Here is a 5,960-nt window from a genome sequence, read left to right on the forward strand (position 1 = left end):
GGTGTAGGGTGTAGGGTGCAGGGTGTAGGGAGTAGGGTGTAGGGTGTAGGCTGTAGGGTGTAGGGTGTAGGGTGTAGGGTGTAGGGAGCAGATAAGGAATACAGAAATTGTTGTTTGTTCCAAAAATTTTGAATTAATTTTGCTCAGGAACTTAAACCTTGAATGAAACAATTATCAATTATCAATTATCAATTATCAATTATCAATTATCAATTGATAAAAGTTTCTCAATAGTTGCTACTAACTTTTTGAGTTGTATCGGTTTGGTTAAATATTCGTTGGCTCCTGCTGCTAAACAGATTTCTTTATCAATTGGCATAGCTAATGCTGTCAGAGCAATAATAGGAATATCAACTAATTGCAAATCATCACGAATGCAACGAATTGCTTCTAAGCCATCAACTTCCGGCATTTGAATATCCATAATAATTAAGTCAGGGCTTTGAGTTTTCACCAGATCAATAGCCTGCTTGCCATTATTAGCCAAAATTAGAGCATATCCTCGACCTTCTAAATAATTCAATATCGTATAAATATTGACTTGATTATCTTCCGCTAACAAAATCCTTGGAGATTTTACAGAAGACGAAGATTTATCTATCTGAGCAGGTAAGCAATCGTTCGATGATATGGTATTGACTGGAAGTTTTACAGCAAGATTACTAGTACGGTAAGGAATACGGACAGTAAAACAACTGCCTTTGCCCACTTCGCTAATAACTGTAACTGTTCCGCCATGTAGTTCCACAATTCGCTTCACCAGTGCCAGTCCCAACCCAGTTCCTTCATATTGGCGGTTGAGGCTACTATTAATTTGGGAGAAAGTCTGAAACAGTTTGCTAATGTCCTGCTCGGCAATACCGATACCAGTATCTACAATAGAGAAGCAAAGGAAAGGGGGAGACAAAGCAGAATTGACTTGAGCTACATATTCTTCTTCTGGTGCTTCTAACGAAACTTGTAGAGATACAGCACCTTTTTCGGGCGTAAATTTGACGGCATTAGTCAGCAGATTGATCAGTACCTGACACATCCGGCGCTCATCTATCTGAACCATACCCAAATTGTTGGCAATATGAGATTGCAGAGAAATGTTTTTTTTCAATGCCATCTGTCTAATAAAAATTAGACTACTATCACACAGACTGTTGACTGAAACATCTCTCAATTCCAGTTCTAGGTTGCCAGATTCAATTTTGGATAAATCGAGAATGTCATTAATTAGTGCTAATAAATGTTTACCACTACGCTCGATAGTTGCGATCGCCCTTGTTTGTCGCTCATTGATCTCCCCAAATACATCATCCTGTAAGCTCTCAGACATCCCTAAAATGGCATTGAGAGGGGTTCGCAGTTCATGGCTCATATTCGCCAGAAATTCGTCTTTGAGACGAGTAGCGCGAGCTAATTTAATATTGGTGTTGGCTAAATGCTCATTTGTCTGTTGGAGTAGTTCTTCGGCTTGTTTGCGTTCAGTGATATCCGTCAATGTCCCGATGTAGCTGATGATTTTGCCATTGGCATCCTTTTCTGCGACTATATAGCTTTGAAACCAACTGATGCTGCCATCTAAAAGCAAATGTCTACCTTCGTCAGAAAAGAGTTCCCCTGACTTGGCTATTTGAGACCAGGATAACGCATTTGCGAGAATGCGATCGCAGTCTTCGGGGTGTAATGCCTCTAACCAACCCATCCCCAATGCTGCCTCCACAGATCTACCGGTCATATCACTCCAGAAATCATTGACATAAATACAATTACCAGCAGTATCAAGCTGGAAGATAGCAACTGGAGATGCTTGTGTTAAAGCTGCATAGCGGCGTTCGCTCTCTTGCAGGGCTAACTCTATTGTTTTGCGTTCGGTAATATCGTAGTTAATACCTACCATCCGTTGTGGTTTGCCTTGGTCATTGCGTTGAACTACAGCAGCGGCTTTGATAAAGTGAATGCTGCCATCTGGATGCACTGCCCGAAATTCTTTACTAAATGGTTTTTCTCCCCTGAGAGTAGCCTGAAGGAGAGCTTCAATTTCCGCGAGGTCGTCAGGATAAACCACATTTACCCAATCCTGGTATGTAAGTGAAACCTCCGACCTTTGCAGACCATACAGTTCATACATCCGGTCATCCCATTCTGTATTCTCAAGCATATCCCACTCCCAAGTACCGATCGCCCCTGCTTGGAGTGCCAGTGTCAACCGATCAGAAAGATTCCGTAACTTTTCCTCGTTGCCTTTGCGTTCAGTAATATCTTGGGCAATACCTAAAAATCCGATAATTTCTCCTTCAGAATTAGACAAAGCGGAAATTGACAGAAATACAGGGAAGCGAGAGCCATCTTTACGAATGTAAGTAAATTCATCCTCATAACTCTTGCCGTTTTGAGTGACATAGTTAAAATAATCTCTGTCGCCAACAATTTCTTGTCCTAATTTTAAGGATAGGGCTGCTGCTAGTTTTTCAATTTCCTCAGAGTTATGAAATAACCTTAGACCGTGTTGGCCAATTACTTCATCTGCTGTGTATCCCAACATTTTCTCGGCACCAGCATTAAAGGTTTGGATAATGCCCTCATAATTGATGAAAATAATCCCATAATCACTACCATCTAAAATAGCTTGTTGGAATCTGCTCAGAGCTAATAATTCTGCTTCGGCTTCTTTCTGTCTGGTAATATCCGTTTCCGAACCACTCATACGAATGGCCTTACCTGCTTCATCCCACAATGCTTGACCCCGGTCTAAGATCCATAGATAAGAGCCATCTTTGCGCCGTATTCGGTATTCTTCCTGGAAAAAAGGTGTTTTGTGGTCAAAATGGTTATTAAGGGCTTGTATAATGCGTTCATAATCATCAGGATGGATGCGACTCAACCATTCTTCTAACTCCTTGCTGATTTCATCTTCCCTAAAGCCCCGCATTTCTTTCCAGCGAGTTGAGAAAAAAACCTGATTTGTTCTGAGATCCCAATCCCAGATCCCATCATTACTACCTTTTACTACTAGTTGCCACCTTTGTTCACTTTCCTGTAAAGCTGCGGTGCGTTGTTCAACTCTGGTTTCTAATTCCTGATTCAATTTTTGTAATGCTTGTTGTGCAATAATTCTTTCAGTAATATCAACTGCCACCCCACCAACTAAGCATTGCTCTGTAGTTGATGGCAAAGGGAATTTGTAAACCAGAAAATTTCCAGTTGTTCCATCTAGTCTAGGAGCTTTTTCAATGGTTTCCAAAATTTGCTGGGTTTGTATGACCTGCTGATTATTATCGAAGAATTGTTGAGCCACTTCTCGCGGAAACAAATCAAAGACTGTTTTACCAATGACATCCTCTACAGTGTTAGCTGCAAGTTGAACAGCACAAAGAAAGGTTTGACTAATATAGACTATCCGGCCATCAGCATCCGTAATCCAAGAAGCTGAGGGACTATTATTCATGAATGTTTGGAAGCGGGCTTCACTCTCTTGAATCGCCATTTCTGCTTGTTTGCGGCGTGAGATATCTTCAATGACACTAATAAAATAATGGGGAGAACCAGCAGCATCCCGCACTAAGGAAACTGTGAGGTTAATCCAGACAATGGATCTATCCTTACGGATATAGCGTTTTTCCACTGAGTAAGTCTGAATCTTGCCCGTAAGCAACATATTTGACGAATCTAAATCTGTAAACAGATCGTCGAGATGGGTAATCTCGTGAAAAGTCAAAGTTTGGAGTTCAGACTGAGAATATCCAGTAATCTCACAGAAGCGTTGGTTGATACACAGGAATTGTCCATCCAGGGATAAATGACCGATGCCTACTGCTGCTTGTTCAAAAGTGTTGCGAAACCTCTCTTCACTTTCTCGCAGATTCTTTTCTATTCTTTGGCGTTCTGCTAGTTCTACCTGTGCCTGTTGATATGCACTTGCTTGTTGAATAGCGATCGCTATTTGTACTCCTAGTTGATCCAACAAGTCTATTTCCTGTGATTCCCAGTGACGAGGTGCAGAACATTGATGAGTGATTAATAATCCCCATAATTGCCCAGTGACAATAATCGGCACTACCAAATTAGCTTTGACTGCAAATTGTTCCAGTAGTTGCAAATGACAATCTGTTAAACCTGCTTGATAAATATCGTCAATTGCCCTTTTTTTCCCTTGATGATAGTCTTGACCTGCCCCTATTTGAAAGCACTTATCTTGAATATTCGCCCCCAGAGATGCCCCCCAACCAGGAAGCACTGACTCAGCTACAATAGTGCCGCTCATATCCGGGTGAAACTGATAAACCACCACTCGATCTGCCTTGAGAAACTGGCGGACTTCTGTAGCTATTGCTGGTAAAGTCTCTTCTATATTGAGAGACTGACGAATCCGTAAACCAGCCGCCGCAATTATTTGTTGTTGTTCCCGAATTTGTTCTAGCTGTCGGGTTAAATGCATCTTTTCAACTGCTTGATGAATAGCATTTTGTAAGATTTGGCGTGTGAGTTGGCCTTTAACCAGATAATCCTGAACACCAGCTTTCATTGCACGGACAGCAGTTATTTCGTCTCCTTGTCCTGTCAGCATAATTATGGCTGATTGGCTATTGCTAAAGTTCTGCCTCAATTCCTCCAGAAACTCTAGCCCATCCCCATCTGGCAACAAAAAATCCAGCAAAATAATGTCTGGTCTTTCCTGCTGACAAAATTCTATCGCCTCTGTTGTGGTTTCAAAATTCAAAATGCGATAGGTATACAGGCTATCCTGCCGCAGATATCGAGAATATACCTCCCTGTCTTCGGCGCAATCATCAATCAGCAAAATAGTGACGGGGGCGCGATAAGTCATAACTTAGTTAAAAACTCGATTACAAAAACGTTTTATAAACATCTTGCTCTGAGTTAAATAGGTTGGCGTTGAAAATTGTCGTTATTGCAAGGCAAGAGGCAAAAGGCAAGAGGGAAGAGAATTTTAGCAAGGTTGCATTTGTTACATACCTCTCTTTTCACACTGACTTACTTATGAACGTCAGAAATTTTTTTCCTATCAAAATTTCTTTCCTGTGAACTGTGTTTAAGTATAAATTTTTATAAAATAAGTAAATACCACATAAACAAGCTTAACTATTCTGTATATTAACAAAAACATATAAAAATTAATTTTTATTGTTATACAGCAGTTATCAGCTATTAACAGTAAAACCCTTTTTATGTCAGGCTTTATGATTTGAGTTTGTACATTATTTACCTGTAATAAACTATAAGTTTTGGATATGTAAATTATAGTCTATAGGAGACTATAAAGGAAGTCGTATATAGGAATTCCATTATGAACGATAAATTTCTTAATTTTATATCCATTACAGGAGTCGGAGGCTCTATTTTGAATTTTTAACTAGTCCGATTAATCTCAGATAAATGCTTAACAGCCCATTCATGCATAGCATAAAGAATTGGTTTGATGCTTTCTCCTAATGGAGTCAGTGAATATTCTACCTTGGGAGGAATTTGTGCGTATATTTCCCGATGTATAATACCGTCTTTTTCTAATTCTCTCAGTTGCTGGGTGAGCATTTTTTGAGTAATTCCCGGTAGAGAACGTTGCAATTGGCCAAATCTTTTTACTCCAGAAATTAATTCTCTAATAATTAATACCTTCCAGCGGCCACCAATAATTTTGATGGTACTTTCCACTTCACAAGTCGGCTTGCTCAAACTATAGTTTTCTGTTTCTGCTTTCATAGTTACTTTCTAGTAATTCCTCAACTATAGTATTCAATCTGGCTAGAATGTCTGCCGTGAAAGCCTTGGGTCGATACTTAGTCACTAAAACCAAGTGAACTTTCAAGACACTTACTTACCTTCCTTGAGAAACAAAATCATTTTTCATCTTTTCGTAATTCGCTTCCAAGTCAGTGTATACTAAAATAGTAACACTTACTAGGTCGAACAAGTGAGAACATCCTATCAGTACCGCTTCAAGCCAACAAAAG

At 39.9% G+C, this 5,960-nt stretch carries 3 protein-coding genes; all 3 read right to left on the minus strand.

The genetic code is table 11. From position 1 onward, the window contains the following. Positions 1–202: 202 nt before the first annotated feature. Entirely contained in the window at positions 203–4,816 is a 4,614-nt protein-coding gene (locus A0J48_RS25615) for a PAS domain S-box protein (RefSeq protein ID WP_200327392.1), read from the minus strand. Between the two features lie 542 nt (positions 4,817–5,358). Next, positions 5,359–5,709 (minus strand): winged helix-turn-helix transcriptional regulator, encoded by a 351-nt coding sequence (locus tag A0J48_RS25620; RefSeq protein ID WP_200327393.1) that lies wholly within the window; start codon positions 5,707–5,709, stop codon positions 5,359–5,361. After that, on the minus strand, positions 5,684–5,815 hold the full coding sequence (locus A0J48_RS27315) for a transposase (RefSeq protein ID WP_325079162.1): 132 nt from the start codon (positions 5,813–5,815) through the stop codon (positions 5,684–5,686). Before A0J48_RS27315 ends, A0J48_RS25620 begins: the two co-directional genes overlap by 26 nt. Between the last annotated feature and the right edge of the window lie 145 nt (positions 5,816–5,960).

The organism is Sphaerospermopsis aphanizomenoides BCCUSP55 (assembly GCF_001586785.1).
Classification (GTDB): Bacteria; Cyanobacteriota; Cyanobacteriia; order Cyanobacteriales; family Nostocaceae; genus Sphaerospermopsis_A; species Sphaerospermopsis_A aphanizomenoides_A.